Genomic DNA, 18,863 nt, shown 5'->3' with positions numbered 1-18,863 from the left:
CCAACATGAGCCTTATAAGCGTATATTGTTGATTCTTTCGAGCTCATAGGTGTTTGTGAAACGCCCTTGCTTATTTTTACCATCCTCCAAAATTTATGAACAAAATCAGTGGGTCTTTTTGATTTCATTTTATGCCGCCTCAATTTCATTTGACATTCATAGTTATTTCATATTTTCTTCACTTTCTTTCGTGGTGAAAATAACATCACAGGGTGTTAAACGGGACGGGACGGTTCATGTCGACAGACTTTGATATCTTCATTATTGGTGGCGGGATTAATGGGTGCGGGATTGCACGCGATGCCGTTGGTAGAGGATATTCTGTCGCTTTGTGCGAAATGAACGACCTTGCGAGCGGGACCTCTTCTGGGTCGACGAAGCTAATCCATGGTGGCCTGCGGTATCTGGAGCATTACGAATTTCGTCTTGTCCGTGAAGCATTGAGCGAGCGAGAAATCCTCTGGAAAATGGCGCCCCATATCATCTGGCCTCTCAGGTTTGTTTTGCCTCACCATTCTGGACTGCGGCCAGCCTGGCTGCTTCGTCTGGGCTTGTTCCTGTATGATCATATTGGCGGCCGTAAAAAATTGCCGGCAACCAAAACGCTTGATTTGCAAAAGGTCAGCGTTGGCGAACCGTTAAAATCTCAATTTGTCAAAGGTTTCGAATACTCGGATTGCTGGGTGAACGACGCACGACTTGTGGTGTTAAACGCGCAGGATGCGTCGGTGCGCGGGGCTCGACTGGAAACACGGACAAAATGTATTGAAGCCCGCAGAGAAGATGGTGTCTGGCACATCAAAACACTGAATCTGAAAACGCAGGAAGTGACATCGACAACTGCAAAACTGTTGATCAATGCTTCTGGTCCGTGGGTGGATGACGTCCTTGGTACGTCTGTTGGGGACAATGACGCAAAAAATGTTCGGCTGGTTCAGGGAAGTCATGTGGTTGTCCCAAGAATGTTCGAGCATGACCGTTGTTACATCTTCCAGAATGAAGACAATCGCATCATTTTCGCTATACCATATGAGCAGAATTACACACTGATCGGCACAACGGATCAGGACTTTAAAGGCGATATCAACGACATTAAAATTTCTGAGGAAGAAACGGTTTACCTGTGCGACGCAGCTAGCGAGTATTTCAAAAAGCCGGTCAAAGTCGAAGATGTTGTCTGGACCTATTCAGGGGTTCGGCCTCTATACGACGATGGCGCTTCAAAGGCTCAGGAGGCAACGCGTGACTATGTGTTACGGCAAGATGGCTCGTCTGGGGATGCTCCTCTATTAAATGTATTCGGCGGCAAGATCACAACCTATCGCCGTTTGGCGGAATCCATGTTGGAAAAAATCGAAGCCTGTCTTGGTAAAAAAGGAAAAGCCTGGACCGAACATTCGACGCTTCCGGGCGGAGAGTTCGCGGCAGAGCAGTTTGACCAAATGGTAAATGATGTTACGCTAAAGCACGCCTTTATTTCAGAAGATTTGGCCTGGCGCTATGTGCGTTCTTATGGGACCAAAGTTGACACGCTTTTAGACGGTGTCACCTCTCAGGAAATGATGGGCCGGGATTTTGGTGCCGGTTTGTATGAGTGTGAAGTGCGTTACTTGATTAAACATGAGTGGGCAATGACGGCAGACGATATCGTTTGGCGGCGAAGCAAGCTTGGTATCAGGATGAGCAAAGAGCAAATCACTGGCTTGGATCAGTGGATCGCAGAAAATACGCAATAAGCCCTAATGCAGGGCTCACGTCGGGTGTGAAATGTTAGAATTGAAGAATGTCAGCAAGAAAGTGGGGACGGACTATCACATTCGTGATGTGTCTATGACACTTGAGAAGGGATCACTAAACGTCCTTCTCGGCCCCACTCTTTCGGGCAAAACGACCCTTATGCGATTGATGGCGGGACTTGACAAACCAACGGACGGTGACATCCGGGTTGCTGGAAAGTCCGTTGTCGGGGTTCCTGTGCAAAAACGCAATGTTGCGATGGTTTATCAGCAGTTTATCAATTATCCCGCGATGACTGTTTATGAGAATATCGCCTCTCCGATGCGTATCGCGGGTAAGGATGCCGCAGAAATTGATCGGCGGGTGCGTCATGCGGCAGATATGATGAAACTGGGGGACTATCTGGACAGAACCCCGCTTAATCTCTCTGGTGGGCAGCAGCAGAGAACGGCACTGGCGCGTGCGCTGGTCAAAGATGCTGAACTGGTTCTGCTGGATGAGCCGCTGGCAAATCTGGACTATAAGTTGCGGGAAGAACTGCGGATTGAATTGCCGCGCGTTTTTGCTGAAACGGGTGCGATTTTTGTCTATGCGACAACTGAGCCGCACGAAGCCCTGCTTTTGGGTGGCAGTACTGCAACATTGTCTGAGGGCCGTGTTACACAGTTTGGGCAGACAATTTCCGTTCATAATCGCCCGGTCGATTTAAAAACGGCGCAGACTTTTTCTGACCCTCCACTCAATCTTTTGGAAATGACCAAGACGGATAAGGGCTTTTCCTTTGATGGGCAAACCGTTGCTGTTGAAGGTGAATTGGCGCAGTTGCCAGACGGTACCTTTACGGTCGGGGTCCGCCCTCACCATATGGCGCTTGCGCCAGAGGCTGACGGCTCCATGGTTGTTGATGCAACTGTTGCGACCTCGGAAATTACTGGATCCGAGAGTTTTATCCATGCGGAGAAAAACGGAAGTCGTTGGGTGGCTTTGACCCACGGCGTGCACCGCGTGGACACGGGGGACCCGATAAAACTTTTCCTCGACCCGCATTCCTTCTTTGTATTCGGCCACGACGGGAAACTTGTCGCGGCCCCTTCTGGCCCTGAAGGAGCGTAACTGATATGGCAAGAATAACGCTTGATAAATTGGCTCATTCTTATTTGCCAAATCCAAAATCTGAAAATGATTTTGCGTTAAAAGAAATTGATCACGTCTGGGATGATGGTGGTGCCTATGCGCTGCTTGGTCCGTCTGGCTGTGGCAAGACGACTTTGCTGAACATCATTTCCGGTTTGTTAGTGCCATCAAAAGGCAACATCTTATTCGGTGATCAGAATGTAACGCGCTTGCAGCCGGAACAGCGCAATATCGCGCAGGTTTTTCAGTTTCCTGTTGTTTACGATACGATGACGGTTGCTGAAAATCTGGCCTTTCCACTCCTGAACCGGAATGTGGCTAAAGACGAAGTTTCGCGGCGGGTTGCCGAAATGATTGAAATCCTCGATCTAGGGGATAAAGCCAACCGACGGGCTGAAGGATTAACCGCAGACGATAAACAGAAAATCTCTTTGGGCCGGGGTTTGGTGCGCTATGACGTGAACGCAATCCTGTTCGACGAGCCTTTGACAGTTATCGATCCTCACATGAAGTGGCAGCTTCGAACAAAGCTGAAAGAACTGCACCGACAATTTGAACATACGATGATTTATGTCACCCATGATCAGACTGAAGCGCTGACATTTGCTGACAAAGTTGTGGTTATGTATGACGGTGAAGTGGTTCAGATTGGTACCCCCGAAGAATTGTTCGATGAACCAGCCCATACTTTCGTTGGTTACTTCATCGGCTCGCCAGGTATGAATGTTCTTCCAGCTGAGATTAACGGACGCACGGCCCAAATTAAGGGGCATTCAATTCCACTGTCGAAAGGGTATTCGGATACCAGCGGTGTGATGGAGTTGGGTATTCGGCCAGAATTTGTTGCAATTTCTACAGACACTGATGGGCTTCCTGTGCAAGTGGATGCGGTGGAAGATATTGGTCGATATAAAATTGTTCGGGGCAAAGTCGACGGACAGGCAATCGATGCGGTGTTGCCTGAGGGGGCAACGGTTCCGGCCCATCCAACGGTCAAATTTCAAACCGATAAGATAAATATTTATAAAGATTCTCACCTTGTCAGAGGGGAGGTTTAATCATGGAAAAACCGATTAATAATAAAGCGTGGTTCCTTGTTGCTCCCGTTTTCTTTCTGGTGGCAATTAGCGCGATTATTCCGCTAATGACAGTGGTGAATTATTCCGTTCAGGATACGTTCGGGAATAACCAGTTCTTCTGGGCGGGAACCGAATGGTTTTCTGAGGTTCTTCATTCAGAACGGTTCTGGGATGCGCTGGGTCGCAATCTTGCTTTTTCTTTCACTATTCTGGCGATCGAAATTCCGCTGGGGATCATGATTGCCCTGACCATGCCCAAAAAAGGGATCTGGGTTCCGGTCTGCCTTGTTCTTATGGCGTTGCCACTTCTTATCCCGTGGAACGTTGTTGGAACCATCTGGCAGGTTTTTGGCCGGGCAGATATTGGCCTTCTGGGATATACCCTTGCCGCACTTGGTATTGATTACAATTATGCAAGTAATGCCGTTGACGCTTGGGTTACGATCATTGTGATGGATGTCTGGCATTGGACAAGTCTGGTTGTCTTGCTGAGTTATGCAGGCCTGGTTTCTATACCTGAGGCATATTATCAGGCGGCCCGTATTGACGGTGCGTCCAAATGGAAGGTCTTTCGTTACATCCAGTTGCCAAAGATGAACCGGGTGCTGCTGATCGCCGTTCTGCTGCGCTTCATGGATAGTTTCATGATTTATACCGAACCGTTTGTTTTGACAGGGGGTGGTCCTGGTAATTCCACAACATTCCTCTCGATTGACTTGGTGAAAATGGCAATTGGTCAGTTTGATCTTGGCCCGGCGGCGGCCATGTCGATCGTCTACTTCCTGATCATCCTGCTTCTTTCGTGGGTGTTCTACACCGTGATGACCAACTATGGCTCAGACGCCCCTGAAAAAGGAGTGCAGGACTGATGACTAAGACTGCAAACATGAAGTGGCTCGTGCCAACAATCTACATCACCTTCCTGATGTTACCGATCTACTGGCTTGTTAATATGAGCTTTAAGACAAATCAGGAAATTTTGTCGACTTTTACATTGTTCCCAGAGGATTTCACCTTCCGGAACTATGAAGTCATCCTGACCGATCCAAGCTGGTATAATGGTTATATCAACTCCATGATCTATGTGGGGTTGAATACGGTGATTGCGGTCGCTGTTGCGTTGCCGGCGGCCTATGCTTTTTCGCGTTATAAATTCCTGGGCGACAAGCATTTGTTTTTCTGGTTGCTGACCAACAGAATGGCCCCGCCTGCTGTTTTCGCCTTGCCCTTTTTCCAGCTGTATTCGGCCTTCGGGTTAATCGATACCCATATTGCAGTTGCACTGGCTCATTGCCTGTTTAATGTGCCGCTGGCGGTCTGGATCCTTGAAGGTTTCATGTCCGGTGTTCCTAAGGAAATTGACGAAACCGCCTATATTGATGGTTATTCATTCCCGCGCTTTTTCGTCAAGATTTTCATGCCTCTTACTGCGTCAGGCATTGGTGTTGCGGCATTCTTCTGCTTCATGTTCTCTTGGGTTGAACTGTTGCTGGCAAGAACGCTGACCGTGACCGATGCAAAACCGATCACGGCAACCATGACACGGACAGTTTCGGCGTCAGGGCTGGATTGGGGCGTTTTGGCCGCAGCCGGTGTGTTGACAATCATTCCCGGTGCGCTGGTCATCTACTTTGTTCGAAACTATATCGCCAAGGGCTTTGCCCTGGGCCGCGTTTAGGGAGGGCTGCAGACAATGAATTTTGCATGGATGGCATGGACAATGCCGACGGCCCTGTTCTACGGAACGATTGTCTTTCTGCTTCTGGCGATGGCGGTTTGGGAATATGCGAAACCGGGTGGAAGCCCGCGGGTTGGCATTCTCCGCTTTGAAACGACACGAGGCGATCGTTTGTTTTTATCACTGCTTGGCAGTGCCTTTATTCACCTTGCTTGGTTGGGGCTCGTTGGCCCCGATCTTTGGTGGGCACTTGGATTATCTCTGCTTTACGCCATAGGCGTGTTCAGGTGGGTGTGATTCAAGAACTTCGTCAAGGGATACACTCATTGTGTCTCTTATAATCAGCATTAACTCCAGGGAGGAATGAAATGCGAAATTACTTACTTGCAACGACAACGGCTGTTGGGCTTGTCTTTGCTGTTGGATCTGCACATGCAGATATGGCAGCAGCAGAAAAGTTCCTGAAAGACGAAATCAAGGGTTTATCGTCACTTTCAGAAGCTGAACAAAAAGCAGAAATGAAATGGTTCGTAGAAGCTTCCGAAGCTTTCAAAGGCATGGAAATCAAGGTTGTTTCTGAAACAATCGGAACCCATGAATATGAAGCTAAGGTTCTGGCGCCTGCCTTTACTGCGATCACTGGCATTAAAGTAACACATGACCTTATCGGCGAAGGTGATGTTGTTGAAAAACTGCAAACACAGATGCAGTCCGGTGAGAACATCTATGACGGTTACATCAACGATTCCGATCTGATCGGAACGCATTGGCGTTACCAACAGGCTCGCAATCTGACAGACTGGATGTCTGGTGAAGGTAAAGACGTTACCTCTCCATCACTTGACCTTAAAGACTTTGTCGGTATCTCTTTCACAACAGGTCCTGATGGAAAACTCTATCAGCTGCCAGATCAGCAGTTCGCGAACCTTTATTGGTTCCGGTATGACTGGTTTAACGACGAAAAGAACAAAGCCGACTTTAAAGCGAAATACGGCTACGATCTTGGCGTTCCTGTAAACTGGTCTGCGTATGAAGACATCGCGGAATTCTTTACGGGCCGCGAAATTGATGGTCAAAAAGTATATGGCCACATGGACTATGGTAAAAAAGATCCATCTTTGGGTTGGCGCTTCACGGATGCGTGGCTGTCAATGGCTGGCAACGGCGACAAAGGTGAGCCAAATGGTCTTCCAGTAGATGAATGGGGCATTCGGGTTAACGAAAAAAGCCAGCCTGTCGGTTCTTGCGTTGCCCGTGGTGGTGATACAAACGGACCAGCATCTGTCTACGCCATTGAAAAATACATCGATTGGTTGACGAAATATGCGCCACCTGAAGCTGCTGGTATGGTCTTCGGTGAGGCCGGCCCGGTTCCGGCACAGGGTGCAATTGCACAACAGATGTTCTGGTATACAGCCTTTACTGCCGACATGGTTAAAGATGGTATTCCAGTTGTAAACGCTGACGGAACACCAAAATGGCGGATGGCGCCTTCACCGCGCGGTGCGTATTGGGAAGAAGGCCAGAAGCTTGGTTATCAGGATGCCGGTTCTTGGACACTGATGAAATCAACACCTGTTGATCGTGCAAAAGCAGCTTGGCTGTATGCTCAGTTCGTAACGTCCAAAACAGTTGACGTGAAGAAATCTCATGTTGGTTTGACATTCATTCGCGAGTCTACCATTCAGCATGAAAGCTTTACAGAACGGGCTCCTAAACTGGGTGGTTTGATCGAATTCTACCGCTCACCTGCTCGTGTTCAGTGGTCTCCAACGGGTACCAATGTTCCTGATTATCCAAAACTTGCACAGTTGTGGTGGCAGAATATTGGTGACGCGTCTTCAGGTGCAAAAACACCTCAGGAAGCAATGGATGCTCTTTGTGCAGCACAGGAAAAGGTTCTTGCCCGTCTGGAACGCGCCGGCGTTCAGGGTGACCTCGGTCCTAAACTGAATGAAGAAAAAGATCCTGGTTACTGGCTCAGCCAGCCAGGTGCGCCAAAAGCGAAACTGGCCAATGAAAAACCAAAACCAGTGACTGTCGATTATGACGAACTGGTAAAAAGCTGGCAGAAATAATCTGTTCACGTACTTTTTACGAAAGAGCCGGGTTCTCCCGGCTCTTTTTTTGTGCGAATTTGGCAATTCGTTGGAATGGGGTTTTCCTGAATAGGGAAAGCTGCTAAAGCCTTCAGCCTGTGTTGAACAAAGGGAAAAGATCGTTTATGTCAGCCCCAGCAAATACTGCCGCCGATACAATTCAGGACCTCAAAGATGCGTTTATGTTCTTGGAAGAATGGACGGATCGTTATGGATACTTGATTGATTTGGGAAAGAAACTCCCTTCTTTTCCAGAAGAATTGCGTGTTGATGAAAACCTGATGGAGGGGTGTCAATCACAGGTTTGGCTGGTGTCACATATGAAAGAAGGGCGCCTTCAGATCCTGGCGGTCAGCGATGCCATGATCGTAAGTGGGCTGATCGGACTTCTTCTCTCGGTATATCACAATCGGACACCCGAAGAGATCTTGGCAACTGATCCCGCGTTCCTACAGGAACTGGGATTAAACCAGCATCTATCGCCTTCACGGAGCAACGGTTTATTTTCCATGGTTAAAACCATAATGGCGGCCGCGAAACAACATTCGGCTTAAGTAGAAAACACCGTCTTTCCTCTCGTCTCAAGGCAGTGTAGCATACCTCCAAAATCAAGAATAAGCGGCCAGCGTGTCGCAGTTGGAGGAACATGTCTATTCAGCGTCTACTGATTGCCAATCGGGGTGAGATCGCCCTGCGCATTGCCCGCACAGCTCATTCTCTTGGCATGACCTGTATTGGAATTTACCCAGAGGATGATCTTTCTTCTCTGCATGTGAAACGCATCGCGAATACTGAGTGCATACCCGGTGTTGGGCCTGCGGCGTACCTTGATATTGAACAGATTATTCTGGCCGCAAAAAGATGTCAGGCGGATGCTATTCATCCGGGATATGGTTTTCTAAGTGAAAATCCGGTTTTTGCCGCCCGTTGTGCAGAAGAAGGGATCTTATTCGTCGGGCCGGATCAGGCCAGTTTGTCCGCTCTTGCCGATAAAAGCGCTGCGCGAGCCTTAGCAATAAAACATTCGGTTCCTGTTCTTGCTGGAACAAATGAAGCGACAACGATAGAGCAGGCGACCTCATTTTTCGAAAAGCTGAAAGACGGCAGTGAATTGTTTATCAAGGCGCTGGCGGGCGGCGGCGGTCGGGGTATGCGTCTGGTCGATGACATCTCGCAAATTCCCGAAGCCTTTGAAAGTGCCGCGGCTGAGGCGAAGGCTGCCTTTGGCGATGACCGGCTCTATGTGGAACGATGCATGACCGATGCCCGACATATTGAAGTTCAGATCGTGGGTGATGGTGATACCGTTATTCATCTGCACGAGCGGGACTGTTCGTTGCAACGCCGAAACCAGAAAGTTTTAGAAATTGCACCTGCGCCTCATCTTCCTGACCACTTGAAATCCTCGTTATGCGAGGCGGCATTAACACTGGCCAACGCTGTCGACTATAAAGGTTTGGGAACGTTCGAGTTTCTGGTTTCCACGACTGATGAAACCTTTGCGTTTATGGAAGCAAATCCCCGAATTCAGGTGGAGCATACAATCACAGAAGAAATTCTGGATTTGGACCTTGTGGCGCTTCAATTGCAAATTGCCGGGGGGAAGAGCCTGGCAGCGCTGGACGTCCGTCAGAATGACCTGATGGTGAAAGGCTACGCCGTGCAGGCCCGCATTAATGCAGAGACATTGAACGCGGACGGATCGGTCAAGCCATCGGGCGGGCAAATCAGTTATTACGAAGCGCCGCAGGGGCGCGGAATTCGCATGGATGGTGCAGCCTATCCCGGATGGCAGGTCAACCCGCGTTATGACAGCATGATTTCGAAATTGATCGTTTCCAATTCACGGGCGGATTATCCCCAGATCTTGAGAGATCTCTCTCATGCGTTACAGGCCTATCGGATTGGAGGCCTTCAAACCAGTCTGCCTTTTATGAGGGCGTTGGTTGACAATGAAACCGTTAAAAAGGGCCGGCTAACAACCCGGTTTATTGATCAAAATATCGAGGCTATCGTGAAAACGGTTCAGGCTGATGAAGATGAAATGGTTTCAGTGCCTGCTCAGTCGCAAATTGGCACGGATACAACGCCTGAGGGGGCGGTCTCTATTCAGTCTCATTTGATGGGAACCGTGGTCGATATTATGGTTGCTTCTGGTGAAGAAGTTGCCAAAGGCCAAGTGGTCGCTGTTCTTGAGGCCATGAAAATGGAACATCAGGTAATCTCCAGTCATACAGGGATCGTTGTCGGTGTTCCGGTTGCTATTGGCCAGACGGTTTTTGAGCAGGCGGCCATGTTATATTTAGAGCCAAGAGAGATCGAAATAGATCATAGTAAGCAGGAACAAACCGTTGATCCTGATTTCATCCGCCCTGATTTAAAAGCTTTACTGGATCGGCAGGCCGCAGTTCTGGACGATGCACGCGATGAGGCGGTTGCAAAACGGCACGCAAAAGGAAAGCGGACAATCCGGGAGAATATTGATCAGCTTATTGATCCGGGAAGCTTGTCTGAATATGGCAGCTTGAATGTAGCGGCCCAAAGATCCCGGCATAGTGTTGAAACGCTTGAAAAAATAAGTCCGGCGGATGGTATGGTTGCAGGCACCGCCAGCATTAATGGCGACCATTTTGGCGAAGAGCATTCTGCCGCTGTTGTTCTGGGATACGATTATACGGTCTTCGCTGGAACGCAGGGTGTCATGAACCATAAGAAAACTGACAGGCTTTTGCATCTCGCTGAGGCACGGCAGCTTCCGATAGTTTTCTATGGGGAAGGGGGCGGCGGACGCCCCGGTGATGTGGATATCAACGCAGCTTCTACTCTTGACGTGCCAACCTTTCAGACCTATGCGCGCCTGTCCGGGTTGGTCCCTCGGATCGGTGTGGCTTCGGGGCGATGCTTTGCTGGAAACGCAGCCCTTATGGGGGTGAGTGATATTCTGATCGCAACGGAAGATACTTCTATTGGCATGGGTGGCCCTGCGATGATTGAAGGCGGCGGTCTGGGGATTTATACGCCGGAAGAAGTGGGCCCCGTTTCCGTTCAGGCGCCCAATGGTGTTATTGACGTGGTTGTAAAAGACGAGCAGGAGGCAACAGAAGTTGCCCGCAAGGCATTGTCTTATTTTCAAGGAACCATTGGTGATTTTGACGTTGCTGATCAGCGTCTGCTGCGGGCTTCTATCCCGGAAAACAGGCTGCGGGTTTATGACATACGGTCAGTCATTGAAATTCTGGCGGATAAAGGATCTGTTCTGGAGTTGCGGCCGGATTTCGCCAAAGGCATGATTACCGCGTTCATTCGTCTCGAGGGCCGGCCCGTTGGTCTGATTGCAAATAATCCAATGCATTTGGGCGGGGCAATTGATGCGGACGGCTCTGAAAAAGCCGCCCGTCATATTCAGCTTTGCGATGCATTTGATATTCCTATTCTGACCTTGTGTGACACACCTGGATTTATGGTGGGACCGGATGCTGAGAAAACAGCGTTGGTTCGTAAAACGGCCCGGCTATTTGTCGCCGCGGGAAGCGCCACCGTCCCGTTCTTCACGGTAATTTTGCGCAAGGGATATGGATTGGGCGCGCAAGCTATGGGCGGCGGTTCAATGCATGCGCCTTTTGCTTGTTTCTCTTGGCCAACCGGTGAAATGGGACCGATGGGTTTGGAAGGGGCTGTCAGGCTCGGCTATAAAAAAGAACTCGCTGCGATAGAGGATATAGAAGAGCGAGAGCACTTGTTCCGTACAATGGTGGACGAGGCATATTTGCGCGGAAAGGCTGTCAATGCGGCGGCCTTTATGGAAATAGATGATGTCATAGATCCGGCGGATACACGCCAGCGTCTCTTGCTGGCATTGCAAGCGGCGGCGCTTCCAACCCGGGGAAAAGGAAGGAAGCGCACATTCGTGGACACCTGGTAAGGGGGCAGGGGAGCGCCGCCTTACAACAGGAAAATCAAAGCCACTGGTATCAAGCCGTCTTTTTATCGTTGGTCGGCGAGGGATGCACCGACCATTGGCCTGATAAAGGGTATATAGGGCGTGGCGGATGCCAGTAAAATCCACATCTTTTCAACTTTGATCAAGCATCGGTGAGATTGCCGTGAAACATTGCTACGACAAGGTATAGGGTTCCAGCCGTTTTCGAAAATGCTTGATGAAGTCCTGCAGAAGGAGAGACCTGGGGTGATATTTTGGGCATAGAATGTCGAGCCGGAACGGGATTTGTGGATCAAACGGACGGGTGATCAAACCATTTCCCACATATTCAGCGGCATCAATAGAACTGACAACCGCAGCCCCGGTTCCATGTTTGGCCAGAAGACATGCTGTCGCAAACTGACGGACTTCAACCCGCGAAACAAGTTCCGCACCAGCGTCATCGAAGGCCGCTTTTAATTGGTGAAAGAAACGATTGCTGCGATCCTGAACAATCATCGGCATTCCGCTTAAATCAGCTGCTGAAATGGATTTTTGTGATGCCAGTGGATGTTGAGGTGAGAGTGCGCAGACTGTTCGGATGTCCACTGACTCGTGCAAAACCGCGCTATGCCCCTCAAATTCGTCAGCGACACCGATATCAAACTGTTGTGCAGCAATCCATTCCCGTACCCTCTTTGATGAGCGGGTTTGGATTGTCAGGGTCACGTCTTGTCTGTCCCGCAAAAACTCAGCCATCACCAACGGCATGAGGGAGGTTGCAAAACCTGGGAGGCAGGCGATCCGCAAATGTCCTGCTTTCTGGTTTCGAATATCGTCAGACAATTGTGTAATATGTTCAAGATTTACAATCGCCTGCTCGACTTCTCCCAACAAGAAATTCGCTTCATAGGTTGGATGTAGCCGACCCTGCCGCCGCTCGAAGAGCGGGATTCCCATGCCTTCCTCGAGACTTGAAATCAACCGACTCACTGCTGGCTGAGAAATATTCAGCATATTTGCGGCCGCTGTGACGCCACCGGTAATCATAACAGCACGAAAAGCTTCCAATTGTCGCAGGCGAATCATAAATTTTCTTCTGTTCGAATGTAGGTATCCATAACACCATGTTATTTATACATTCACATTTGTTATGACAAGCGAAGAAAAATGAACCTCAAACCGCCAGAACGGTATTTTGTCATTAAACGGTCATTGATGAGAGGATAAATCCTTTTATTGTTAACGGAGGGAGGATGGTTGTCTCCGTTAATTAAATAAAGATTCTGGAATTGAATTCCTCAAATTCAGGCTATCAACCAATAGGGAAGAACAATGTCTATAATGAAGAAATTCATCGCGCCAGCAGTGCTGGCCACACTGGCAGGAAGCACAGCACTTGCTTCTGCTGCAACAGAAATTCAGTGGTGGCACGCTATGGGCGGTGCCAACGGTGAACGCGTCAACAAAATTGCTGACGATTTCAACAAAACTCAATCAGAATTCAAAGTTGTACCGACCTTTAAAGGGAACTACACCGAAACAATGACGGCTTCTATCGCTGCGTTCCGCGCGAAAAAACAGCCGCATATCGTGCAGGTTTTTGAAGTTGGTACTGCAACCATGATGGCTGCAAAAGGTGCCATTTATCCGGTTGAACAGGTAATGAAAGATGGCGGCGAAAAGTTTGATAAGTCAGACTATCTGCCAGCCGTGATCAGTTACTATCAGACATCTGGTGGTGAACTGCTGTCCATGCCGTTCAACAGTTCTACACCTGTTTTGTGGTATAACAAGGACGCGTTCAAAAAAGCTGGTATTTCGAAAGTCCCTGCAACCTGGACAGAAATGAAAGACGCTTCTGATAAGCTTCGCGGTGCGGGCTATAAGTGCGGTTTCTCTTTCGGTTGGCAGTCATGGGTCATGATTGAAAACTTTAGTGCATGGCATAATCTGCCAATGGGCACAAAGGAAAATGGTTTCGCCGGTATTGATACCACTTTCACTTTCAACAACGATTCCGTTAAAAAACATTTCAACAACCTTGCGTCCTGGACCAAAGACGGCACGTTCGTTTATGGCGGTCGCCGCGGTGACAGCCTGCCACTTTTCATTAACCAGGAATGTGGCATGTGGATGAACTCCTCAGCCTATTATGGTTCTATCAAAAAGCAGGCCAAGTTTGAGTTTGGTCAGTCCATGCTGCCGCATTACGAGGATGTGATTGCGAAACCACAAAACTCAATCATTGGCGGCGCAACTCTTTGGGTTCTTAAAGGTCGTGACAAAGGCGATTACAAAGGTGTTGCCCAGTTCATGACATATTTGTCTTCTCCTGAAGTGCAGGCATGGTGGCATCAGGGAACAGGGTATGTTCCGATCACGAATGCTGCTTATGAACTGTCCAAGAAACAGGGTTTCTACGACTCCAACCCTGGTACAGACACTGCTATTAAACAGCTTAGCCTGAATACTCCAACGCCAGCGTCACGCGGTATTCGTTTCGGTAATTTCGTACAGGTGCGGGATATCATTAACGAAGAAATGGAAGCCATCTGGTCAGGTGACAAATCAGCGGATGAGGGTATTGACGCTGCTGTTGAGCGCGGAAATAAACTTCTTCGTAAGTTTGAAAAAGCGAACAAGTAGTTTCCTCCCGGAAGTATCTGTCGCGCGAGAGATCGCGCGGCAGATTTTTGCATATATCAGGTAATCCCATATGTTGAAACGTGTGCATTTCAGGCCATCCGTGCTGCCCTATCTGCTAGTGGCACCCCAGATTCTGATCACCATAATATTCTTTATCTGGCCCGCTAGTCAGGCCTTATACCAGTCATTGATTGTAGAGGATGCCTTCGGGTTGAGTTCGGAGTTCGTCTGGTTTCAGAATTTTGAAGAACTTTTCGAAGACCCACATTATTGGGGATCGTTTCAAAGAACTTTTGTTTTCTCATTTCTTGTCGCCAGTGTTTCGATGGGAAGTTCCCTCATCCTGGCTGTTATGGCTGACCGCGTTATTAAAGGCTCCGGTGTTTATCGGACGCTGTTGATCTGGCCTTACGCTGTCGCCCCTGCTGCGGCAGGCGCACTGTGGTTTTTCATTTTTGATCCGACCATCGGTATCGTGCCTTATGCCTTGCAATTCATAGAATATAACTGGAACCATAAATTGAACGGCAACGAAGCCATGGCGCTTGTTATTCTCGCATCAGCGTGGAAACAGATTGCGTACAACTTCTTGTTTTTCCTCGCCGGTTTGCAGTCCATTCCAAAATCGTTGATCGAGGCCGCCGCCATTGATGGGGCAGGACCGGTCAGGCGTTTCTGGACGATTATTTTTCCATTATTATCACCAACGACGTTTTTCCTGTTGGTCATCAACGTGGTTTACGCTTTCTTTGAAACCTTCGGTATCATTGACGCGGTAACCTCGGGCGGACCGTCCAACGCGACGAATATATTGGTGTATAAAGTTTATAATGACGGTTTTGTCGGGCTTGATTTGGGCGGCTCTGCTGCTCAGTCAGTGATCCTGATGTGCATCGTCGTTGGTTTGACTGTTATTCAGTTCCGGTTCGTTGAGAAGAAGGTGTCTTACTGATGATTGAAAACAGACCTCTTCTTACTGTTGTGTCTCACCTGATCCTGATCTTCGGGGTCGTTATGGTGGCCTTTCCACTCTGGATTACTTTTGTTGCGGCAACCCATGACGAAATCAGAATGACACAATTACCGTTGCCCTTGCTGCCGGGCAGTCACTTTTTTGAAAATCTGGACATTGCCCTGAATAAGGGGTTGTGGGGTGGAGATGGCTCTGGCGTCGGCTATATGCTGGTCAATAGCTTCATCATGGCCTTTATGATCGCAGCGGGTAAAATTGCCATCTCGATTATTTCCGCATTTGCCATCGTCTACTTCCGTTTTCCTTTCCGGATGGCGTTTTTCTGGATGATTTTTATCACCCTGATGCTCCCTGTAGAGGTCCGCATTTTGCCAACCTTCGAAGTGGTTGCGAATTTGGGGATGTTGAACAATTATTGGGGACTAACGGTTCCTCTTATTGCATCAGCTACGGCAACTTTCATGTTCCGTCAGGTGTTTTTGACGGTTCCTGATGAGCTTCTGGAGGCGGCCCGAATTGACGGTGCCGGACCGCTCCGGTTCTTCAAGGATATTTTGCTTCCAATGTCGCAGACCAATATTGCGGCCCTATTTGTCATCCTGTTTATTTTTGGCTGGAACCAATATCTTTGGCCTCTACTGGTTACAACAGATCAGGATATGTACACCATCGTTATGCAGATCGGGAAAATGCTGGAAGGCGGCGAAGAAGCCCCCCAATGGCATATCACTATGATGACGGCTTTGTTGTCGGTACTCCCGCCTGTAGCGATTGTAATTTTTATGCAGCGGCTTTTTGTTCAAGGCCTGACTGAAACCGAAAAGTAAGAAGTGAAGGTAAGAAATGGCAAGTGTAAAACTTGATAATCTCCAGAAGACTTATCCCAATGGTTTCAAGGCCATTCATGGCGTGGATGTCGATATCAAAGATGGAGAATTCCTCGTCCTGGTAGGACCGTCTGGTTGTGGTAAATCCACATTGCTTCGGATGATAGCCGGGTTGGAAAGTATCACGGAAGGTGAATTGAAGATTGGTGACCGCACGGTCAATAATCTGGAACCTTCCCAGCGTGATATCGCGATGGTGTTCCAGAATTATGCGCTTTATCCGCATATGACTGTGTATAACAACATGGCCTATGGTTTGAAAATCATGGGTCTTCCCAAGTCTGAAATCGACGAGCGGGTCCGTAATGCCGCGAATATTCTGGAGCTGACAGATGAGCAGCTTACCAGAAAGCCACGTCAGTTAAGTGGTGGTCAGCGGCAACGCGTGGCCATGGGGCGTGCTATTGTTCGTAAGCCCAGCGTGTTTCTGTTCGATGAACCTTTGTCAAATCTCGATGCCAAATTGCGGGTGCAGATGCGTATCGAGATCAAACGTCTTCAGGAAAATCTGGGCATCACAAGTGTTTATGTGACGCATGATCAGGTAGAAGCGATGACACTGGGCCATCGATTGATGGTTCTGAACGGGGGAAATGTAGAACAGCTTGGGACGCCCATTGAATTATACGAACGTCCTGCTTCTTTGTTTGTTGCCGGTTTTATTGGCTCTCCTGCCATGAATATGATGACCAAGACAATGAGTAAAGATGGTCAGTCCATTATGATCACGGATCAGATCACACTGCCATTGGGCGGTGCGGGTTTGCCCGACCGGGCAGGGCAGAAAGTCGTGCTCGGTGTGCGGCCTGAGCATCTGGAACTTGCCGAGGGTCACGTGGATAGCTTTCCATTAATCGTAACCCTTGTTGAGCATCTTGGCGCAGATACCTTGATCCATGGTCATATCGGGGATGACCAAACGGATATGACGGTCCGGATGAGCGGTATTCAGCAGGTTAAATCAGGCGATGTTTTGCCTGTTGTTATTACCCGCGATCATATTCACCTCTTTGATCCAACGACTGAAAAACGGATCGATCTATAATCCATCGCCGTTTAAGCCGGGGAGAGGCCTAGTCTATGGGCCATTTCCCGGCAAACGGTTTCTTTAATGCCCGGGCGACAAAATCCAGTCTGTCCTGACCATAAAACATATCATTTCCGACGATATAGGCGGGAGATCCGAAAAGTCCCAGATTGATCGCGTCGTTTGTGTTTTTCTCGTACGTGTTTTTGATGCTTTGTGTCTCTGCCGCTAAAAACAAAGGCTCTGGATCAATATCCACGGCTTGGCAGATTTTTCGGAGGTCTTCAGGTGACGCAACGTCTGCATCATCAACCCAGTGGGCGCGCAGCATTTCTTCGGATAGACGGTTAATGTCCAGCTCTGCCTGATCCGCAGCAATCAGCAAGCGGTTCGCCAAGTGAATTTCATTGGCGTGATGCGTTGGAATTTTCGACATCACAGGAATTTCTCTATATTCCGCCCACCGGCTTATCTCCCGATTAAAAAAATAGTCGATATGCGCCTTGCTGCGGCTTGTCATGGGCATGGATCCAGACGCAGGCATTACGGCCCGCAAGTCCATCGGTTTATGAACAATCGTTGCCCCGGCCTCTTTCGCGATACGATAGAGTTCCGCCGCGCCGAGATAAGCGTAGGCAGAATGGGCCGCGTAATAATAATCAATATGCATGTTTATTTACTCACAGTTCGTGAAACAGCATCCTTCCAACCGGCGTAGGAACGGTCCCGTTGGTCGTCTGCCATATCTGGTGTAAATCGGTTTTCCAGTTTCCACAATTCTGAAAATGCCTCGGGTTCCGGGTAAAAGCCGACGTGAAGCCCGGCAAGATAGGCCGCGCCAAGGGCAGTCGTCTCAAGAACAGACGGGCGATCCACGGGCGCTCCCAATAGATCGGCCAGACGTTGCATTGTCCAACTGGAAGCAACCATCCCACCATCAACTCTCAAAACAGTTTCCAGATCTTCTCCCGCATCTGCTTTCATGGCTTCCAGCAGGTCGCGTGTTTGATAACACACTGCTTCTAGCGCAGCCTTGCAAAGTTCAGACGGCCCGGTTGCCCGGGTTAAGCCGTATATCGCACCGCGGCATTCAGCATCCCAGTAGGGGGCGCCAAGCCCGACGAAAGCCGGAACCATGATGACATTTTGTTCTGGGTCAGCCTGATCTGCAAGGTTACCGGACTGAGAGGCTTCTTCAATAATACCTAGTCCGTCCCGTAACCACTGCACGGCGGATCCTGCTACAAAAATGGAGCCTTCCAGAGCATAGGTTGGTTGCCCGTTTAGTTGGTAGGCAATGGTGGTTAGCATTTTATTTTTTGACAATACGGGTTTGTCACCGGTATTCAATAGGGCAAAACAGCCGGTTCCATAGGTCGATTTCATCATGCCGGGTTTGAAACAAGCCTGTCCAACGACAGCGGCTTGCTGGTCACCCGCAATTCCTGCGATTTTTGTCGTCCCACCAAAAATGTCGGGGTTCAGATCGCCAAAGTCGTCGGAACTGTTTTTTACTTCGGGCAATAATGAGCGCGGGATGTTCAGAATGTCCAGCAGCTCTGATGACCATTCGCCATTGTGAATGTCGTAAATCAAGGTCCGGCTTGCATTTGTTGCATCCGTCGCATGGACTTTCCCTCCTGTCAGTTTCCAAAGAAGAAAACTGTCTACGGTTCCGAAA

At 49.0% G+C, this 18,863-nt stretch carries 16 protein-coding genes; 13 read left to right on the top strand and 3 right to left on the bottom strand.

The genetic code is table 11. The annotated features are described in order from the left end of the window. Positions 1-236 precede the first annotated feature (236 nt). The 9 genes from glpD to ACJAYR_RS14395 all read left to right on the top strand — a co-directional run bounded on the left by glpD (position 237) and on the right by ACJAYR_RS14395 (position 11,649). Positions 237-1,736, top strand: coding sequence for a glycerol-3-phosphate dehydrogenase (glpD, locus tag ACJAYR_RS14435; RefSeq protein ID WP_415237255.1), 1,500 nt, complete (start codon positions 237-239; stop codon positions 1,734-1,736). 31 nt (positions 1,737-1,767) lie between these two features. Continuing rightward, the gene (locus ACJAYR_RS14430; protein WP_415237254.1) at positions 1,768-2,850 is read left to right on the top strand and encodes an ABC transporter ATP-binding protein; all 1,083 of its coding nucleotides are present in this window, start codon (positions 1,768-1,770) and stop codon (positions 2,848-2,850) included. A 5-nt stretch (positions 2,851-2,855) separates the two neighbouring features. Next, positions 2,856-3,929, top strand: a complete 1,074-nt coding sequence (locus ACJAYR_RS14425; protein ID WP_415237253.1) for an ABC transporter ATP-binding protein — start codon at positions 2,856-2,858, stop codon at positions 3,927-3,929. Between the two features lie 2 nt (positions 3,930-3,931). After that, positions 3,932-4,819 carry a carbohydrate ABC transporter permease gene (locus ACJAYR_RS14420; RefSeq protein ID WP_169544441.1) on the top strand — a complete coding sequence of 296 codons (888 nt, stop codon included), beginning with the start codon at positions 3,932-3,934 and terminating at the stop codon, positions 4,817-4,819. Continuing rightward, on the top strand, positions 4,819-5,628 hold the full coding sequence (locus ACJAYR_RS14415) for a carbohydrate ABC transporter permease (RefSeq protein ID WP_169544442.1): 810 nt from the start codon (positions 4,819-4,821) through the stop codon (positions 5,626-5,628). The genes ACJAYR_RS14420 and ACJAYR_RS14415 overlap by 1 nt, the downstream gene beginning before the upstream one ends. Positions 5,629-5,643: 15 nt before the next feature. Next, on the top strand, positions 5,644-5,925 hold the full coding sequence (locus tag ACJAYR_RS14410) for a DUF2160 domain-containing protein (RefSeq protein ID WP_169544443.1): 282 nt from the start codon (positions 5,644-5,646) through the stop codon (positions 5,923-5,925). A gap of 71 nt (positions 5,926-5,996) precedes the next feature. Then, positions 5,997-7,706, top strand: a complete 1,710-nt coding sequence (locus ACJAYR_RS14405) for an ABC transporter substrate-binding protein (RefSeq protein ID WP_169544444.1) — start codon at positions 5,997-5,999, stop codon at positions 7,704-7,706. Between the two features lie 146 nt (positions 7,707-7,852). Further along, positions 7,853-8,281 (top strand): SufE family protein, encoded by a 429-nt coding sequence (locus ACJAYR_RS14400; RefSeq protein WP_415237252.1) that lies wholly within the window; start codon positions 7,853-7,855, stop codon positions 8,279-8,281. Between the two features lie 92 nt (positions 8,282-8,373). Continuing rightward, positions 8,374-11,649: a carboxyl transferase domain-containing protein gene (locus ACJAYR_RS14395; protein ID WP_415237251.1), complete on the top strand. Its 3,276-nt coding sequence runs from the start codon at positions 8,374-8,376 to the stop codon at positions 11,647-11,649. 192 nt (positions 11,650-11,841) lie between these two features. On the opposite strand, the gene ACJAYR_RS14390 is transcribed toward ACJAYR_RS14395, so the two are convergent. Further along, the gene (locus ACJAYR_RS14390; RefSeq protein WP_415237250.1) at positions 11,842-12,735 is read right to left on the bottom strand and encodes a LysR substrate-binding domain-containing protein; all 894 of its coding nucleotides are present in this window, start codon (positions 12,733-12,735) and stop codon (positions 11,842-11,844) included. Between the two features lie 246 nt (positions 12,736-12,981). Between ACJAYR_RS14390 and ugpB the strand changes: the two genes are divergently transcribed. The 4 genes from ugpB to ACJAYR_RS14370 all read left to right on the top strand — a co-directional run bounded on the left by ugpB (position 12,982) and on the right by ACJAYR_RS14370 (position 17,200). Continuing rightward, positions 12,982-14,295: a sn-glycerol-3-phosphate ABC transporter substrate-binding protein UgpB gene (gene ugpB / locus ACJAYR_RS14385; protein WP_181017888.1), complete on the top strand. Its 1,314-nt coding sequence runs from the start codon at positions 12,982-12,984 to the stop codon at positions 14,293-14,295. A 70-nt stretch (positions 14,296-14,365) separates the two neighbouring features. Further along, a complete protein-coding gene (gene ugpA / locus ACJAYR_RS14380) occupies positions 14,366-15,247 on the top strand; it encodes a sn-glycerol-3-phosphate ABC transporter permease UgpA (RefSeq protein WP_169544448.1) in 882 nt (293 codons plus the stop codon). Further along, positions 15,247-16,095 (top strand): sn-glycerol-3-phosphate ABC transporter permease UgpE, encoded by an 849-nt coding sequence (gene ugpE, locus ACJAYR_RS14375; RefSeq protein WP_169544449.1) that lies wholly within the window; start codon positions 15,247-15,249, stop codon positions 16,093-16,095. The genes ugpA and ugpE overlap by 1 nt, the downstream gene beginning before the upstream one ends. 16 nt (positions 16,096-16,111) lie before the next feature. Continuing rightward, positions 16,112-17,200: a sn-glycerol-3-phosphate import ATP-binding protein UgpC gene (locus ACJAYR_RS14370; protein WP_415237249.1), complete on the top strand. Its 1,089-nt coding sequence runs from the start codon at positions 16,112-16,114 to the stop codon at positions 17,198-17,200. Between the two features lie 28 nt (positions 17,201-17,228). Here ACJAYR_RS14370 and ACJAYR_RS14365 read toward each other — a convergent pair whose 3' ends face one another. Next, complete coding sequence (locus tag ACJAYR_RS14365) at positions 17,229-17,852, bottom strand: 2-hydroxychromene-2-carboxylate isomerase (RefSeq protein WP_415237248.1); 624 nt, start codon at positions 17,850-17,852, stop codon at positions 17,229-17,231. Between the two features lie 2 nt (positions 17,853-17,854). Then, positions 17,855-18,863, bottom strand: a 1,009-nt coding sequence (locus tag ACJAYR_RS14360) for an FGGY family carbohydrate kinase (RefSeq protein ID WP_415237247.1), incomplete at its 5' end; no start/stop codon positions are given.

Source organism: Sneathiella sp., from assembly GCF_047631475.1.
Lineage (GTDB): Bacteria > Pseudomonadota > Alphaproteobacteria > Sneathiellales > Sneathiellaceae > Sneathiella.
The sequence above is the reverse complement of the archived record's forward strand: the minus strand, read 5'-3'. Positions and strand labels throughout refer to the sequence as shown.

Coding starts and splice junctions, on each gene's coding strand:
- glpD (WP_415237255.1), top strand. CDS start 237: ATGTCGACAGACTTTGATATCTTCATTATTGGTGGCGGGATTAATGGG.
- ACJAYR_RS14430 (WP_415237254.1), top strand. CDS start 1,768: ATGTTAGAATTGAAGAATGTCAGCAAGAAAGTGGGGACGGACTATCAC.
- ACJAYR_RS14425 (WP_415237253.1), top strand. CDS start 2,856: ATGGCAAGAATAACGCTTGATAAATTGGCTCATTCTTATTTGCCAAAT.
- ACJAYR_RS14420 (WP_169544441.1), top strand. CDS start 3,932: ATGGAAAAACCGATTAATAATAAAGCGTGGTTCCTTGTTGCTCCCGTT.
- ACJAYR_RS14415 (WP_169544442.1), top strand. CDS start 4,819: ATGACTAAGACTGCAAACATGAAGTGGCTCGTGCCAACAATCTACATC.
- ACJAYR_RS14410 (WP_169544443.1), top strand. CDS start 5,644: ATGAATTTTGCATGGATGGCATGGACAATGCCGACGGCCCTGTTCTAC.
- ACJAYR_RS14405 (WP_169544444.1), top strand. CDS start 5,997: ATGCGAAATTACTTACTTGCAACGACAACGGCTGTTGGGCTTGTCTTT.
- ACJAYR_RS14400 (WP_415237252.1), top strand. CDS start 7,853: ATGTCAGCCCCAGCAAATACTGCCGCCGATACAATTCAGGACCTCAAA.
- ACJAYR_RS14395 (WP_415237251.1), top strand. CDS start 8,374: ATGTCTATTCAGCGTCTACTGATTGCCAATCGGGGTGAGATCGCCCTG.
- ACJAYR_RS14390 (WP_415237250.1), bottom strand. CDS start 12,735: ATGATTCGCCTGCGACAATTGGAAGCTTTTCGTGCTGTTATGATTACC.
- ugpB (WP_181017888.1), top strand. CDS start 12,982: ATGTCTATAATGAAGAAATTCATCGCGCCAGCAGTGCTGGCCACACTG.
- ugpA (WP_169544448.1), top strand. CDS start 14,366: ATGTTGAAACGTGTGCATTTCAGGCCATCCGTGCTGCCCTATCTGCTA.
- ugpE (WP_169544449.1), top strand. CDS start 15,247: ATGATTGAAAACAGACCTCTTCTTACTGTTGTGTCTCACCTGATCCTG.
- ACJAYR_RS14370 (WP_415237249.1), top strand. CDS start 16,112: ATGGCAAGTGTAAAACTTGATAATCTCCAGAAGACTTATCCCAATGGT.
- ACJAYR_RS14365 (WP_415237248.1), bottom strand. CDS start 17,852: ATGCATATTGATTATTATTACGCGGCCCATTCTGCCTACGCTTATCTC.